General features: G+C 34.8%; 1 protein-coding gene and 8 tRNA genes. 8 read left to right on the top strand and 1 reads right to left on the bottom strand.

Features of this window, described 5'->3' with window-relative positions:
- The first annotated feature begins 52 nt into the window (after window positions 1-52).
- The 8 genes from ACTYBU_RS22295 (at window position 53) to ACTYBU_RS22260 (ending at window position 1,052) form a co-directional block, all read left to right on the top strand.
- Window positions 53-136 (top strand) — tRNA-Tyr (locus tag ACTYBU_RS22295).
- Window positions 137-146: 10 nt separating this feature from the next.
- Window positions 147-217 (top strand) — tRNA-Trp (locus ACTYBU_RS22290).
- A gap of 14 nt (window positions 218-231) precedes the next feature.
- Window positions 232-307: transfer RNA gene (locus ACTYBU_RS22285), tRNA-His, on the top strand.
- A gap of 13 nt (window positions 308-320) precedes the next feature.
- Window positions 321-392, top strand: a tRNA-Gln gene (locus tag ACTYBU_RS22280).
- Between the two features lie 82 nt (window positions 393-474).
- Window positions 475-548: transfer RNA gene (locus ACTYBU_RS22275), tRNA-Gly, on the top strand.
- Between the two features lie 15 nt (window positions 549-563).
- A tRNA-Ile gene (locus ACTYBU_RS22270) sits at window positions 564-640 on the top strand.
- Between the two features lie 152 nt (window positions 641-792).
- Window positions 793-867 (top strand) — tRNA-Asn (locus ACTYBU_RS22265).
- Between the two features lie 111 nt (window positions 868-978).
- Window positions 979-1,052, top strand: a tRNA-Arg gene (locus ACTYBU_RS22260).
- A 375-nt stretch (window positions 1,053-1,427) separates the two neighbouring features.
- Here the strand turns inward: ACTYBU_RS22260 and ACTYBU_RS22255 are convergent.
- The gene (locus ACTYBU_RS22255) at window positions 1,428-2,036 is read right to left on the bottom strand and encodes a hypothetical protein (RefSeq protein WP_445493237.1); all 609 of its coding nucleotides are present in this window, start codon (window positions 2,034-2,036) and stop codon (window positions 1,428-1,430) included.
- Between the last annotated feature and the right edge of the window lie 1,239 nt (window positions 2,037-3,275).

Below are 3,275 nucleotides of genomic sequence, written 5' to 3'. Positions count from 1 at the left end.
AAATATAAATTATAATTCAGTTAATAGAGCAAAGTATTCCTTTTGTTATAATGGAGGGGTAGCGAAGTGGCTAAACGCGGCGGACTGTAAATCCGCTCCTTCGGGTTCGGCGGTTCGAATCCGTCCCCCTCCACCATTTATAATATAGGGGTATAGTTTAAAGGTAGAACAGAGGTCTCCAAAACCTCCGGTGTGGGTTCGATTCCTACTACCCCTGTCACTAAGAATATGGCGGTTGTGGCGAAGTGGTTAACGCATCGGATTGTGGCTCCGACATTCGTGGGTTCGATTCCCATCAATCGCCCCATTAATAATTTCATTGGGCTATAGCCAAGCGGTAAGGCAACGGACTTTGACTCCGTCACTCGTTGGTTCGAATCCAGCTAGCCCAGTCCTTAGCTAAGTAGTATTTAAAAGGTTTGACAATCCTTTACACGGTTAAAACTTTTTTTATCTCCAATAATAACCTTTTATGCGGGTGTAGTTTAATGGTAAAACCTCAGCCTTCCAAGCTGATGTCGTGGGTTCGATTCCCATCACCCGCTCCAATAATGTATATTAATGGGCCTATAGCTCAGCTGGTTAGAGCGCACGCCTGATAAGCGTGAGGTCGATGGTTCGAGTCCATTTAGGCCCACCATTTATTCCGCAGTAGCTCAGTGGTAGAGCAACGAGCAAAACATCTATGAATTTTACTTCGAGTTGTACTCATCGAGAAACATCTTGAATTATCTTTCTGAGATGAGGACATTCGGCAACATTATATTTAGTTAAGATGTAAATAACAATTATTCCGCAGTAGCTCAGTGGTAGAGCATTCGGCTGTTAACCGAACGGTCGTAGGTTCGAATCCTACCTGCGGAGCCATTTTTTTATAAAATAGATAAAAGACTGGATAGGTCATTGTTAAGAATTTCACTTCGTTAACCGACAACGGTGTCTTAATATCTATTTCTCAGTTGTAATTCAATTTTATTTGCGCCTTTAGCTCAGCTGGATAGAGCAACGGCCTTCTAAGCCGTGTGTCAGAGGTTCGAATCCTCTAAGGCGCGTAAACTTAATCGGAATAATGGAGTTGCCTGTAACCCCTCAATGGGAGAGACACAAAAACTCTAAAGACAAAAACACCGTTTCTTTATTTAAAGAAACGGTGTTTTCTTTTTTTGAAGGGTTATGTTAAATGATTCTGTTTATATTCAACAAATAAAAAGGGACCTTAAAAGTATTTACTTAGCTACAGCTGCGCTTTAGTGGAAAACGTCAATGCAGAGCGGCCAGATTAACTAATATCAGTACACGTAAAGAACATCATGGCAGTTTATGCGGAGTATAGTCCAGTACACCGAAAGTGAAGTTGTAGATAAATTTTTAAAGGGCCTTCTTACTGATGATGATTTTGATAATTGGAGGAGGTTCCACTCCAATTATTAATTGTTTTCTATTATAGTGCCGTTTGGCAAATGATTAGTTAGCATTTCTATTGTTGAATATCGGGTGTCATTTGAATAAAGGTTAAATCCTTGTCCATCGTGCCATAACTTAATAATAGTAAAGGTATCTTTCATATTAAAGCACGGCAGCATATATGGCTTTTTGCCTCCCAATACCCCTTTTTTAATCGCCAATTTGTAACTGATATTATCAGAGAAGGAAAATGCATAAAATTGATTGGAGGAAGCAATCCAAAAAGTTTCTTCTAAAGTAAGCTTTAGTGAATGTGGGTCATTGATGATAACGTTGAAAACTGGGAAGCTTTTGTTTTTTGTACTTTCAAATCTTAAAGAGTATTGAACGCACTCTTTTTGGAATGTGTATTCGATTTCTTCAGTTAAATCATTATAGGGTTCAAATGTAAGAAAAATTGGGAATAAAGCTTGATTGCGAATAAAATCATATAAAAATAGTCTTGTTTCATCATCGTAATCATTATATTCTGAAGGTCCAATATATAATTTAGAAATTTTTTGTACGTTATCGAATAAAATATATTCTTCGTCCGTATTTAATTCTTCCTGAGTTATGTATATTTTAGTCAATAATCCTCTCCCCTTTATTAAAAAGATTCAACTTGGTTCTTTAATTTTATCATTTTATATAGAAGCAAGCTGGTAATAGTAGTGTTCTATACCCTGGAGAGTTTGAACTGTTCCCTGATGTAGCAGAATCAATACAACAATTGAAAAAAAGCTAACGGGTTCCGTTTTGAGATGGAAAATTCAATTTTTCTTTTTAAAAAGCAACCGAAATGGCATAAGATTTAGCGAATAAATTCAAATGCAAACATCGGAATTAGCCGATGCTGTTTTTTACCTACTTTTAGTGATTATCAAATCTTTAATAATGTAGGGGAAATAAAAAAGGTTATTTTCTCAACCGTTAGTTCCTTCTCTATCTATGAAAACTTCTTGTATGTCCAAGACCATAACTTGGTTACCTTCAGTATGACTTTATAATCATCATAAAATATTCGGCAATATCCAAATGCATTCCTCTGTTTTGTATATTTTGGTCACCGTATCATCTTCTTTAAATAAACAAGAATAGAATCGAGGCTATTTCTGATAAAGATTGATAATCTGAGACTATTACAAGAGGGAGTAGTAAGACGATTGTAATAGTTATTTACTTTTGAATGTTTAAATCTAGCAGTATAGTTAGAATTTCTTTGATAATTTAAAACCCACTTCGTAAATTATATCTTAGCAGTCTTTTGGATCCTATCCTGCTTCTGTTCAAGGTTCTGTGCCTTGTATTAGGCACAATATTTATTGTTGTATCTTACTCATACATCCATGCCAAAATCATGAGACTTTAAATATCCTATATTAATTGTTATCAAATATCGATCGTTTGCAGCCCAAGGAAAACGTCTAGATGAAATTAAATTGACAGTATCCCAGGATATAGAGTTGGTAGAGAGAAAATAAATACCTTATTTGAATTTACTTGAGTAATGGGCAAAAGGCATTATATAGATAATAAAATCTTTTACAAAGGAAAAGATTTTATTTATTCATAAGGGTGTTGACGAAACCATTTTATTTTGTTATTATATAAAAGTTGCTTCTGACAGCAACGAAAAATAACATAACTTTCCTATTATCAATAATGATTGAAGAACTGAAATAACTTTAAAAAAGTTATTGACGTAATAAAGAAAGATATGATATATTAAGAGAGTTCGCTTCTGAAGTGAATGAAAATTGCTCTTTGAAAACTGAACAAACAAAACGTCAACAATAAACGTTTATAACCTTTGTTGTAAACGAAAAAAC

The sequence above is a fragment of the Niallia sp. 03133 genome (genome assembly GCF_052663225.1).
This window is presented reverse-complemented; position numbering and strand designations above follow the sequence as displayed.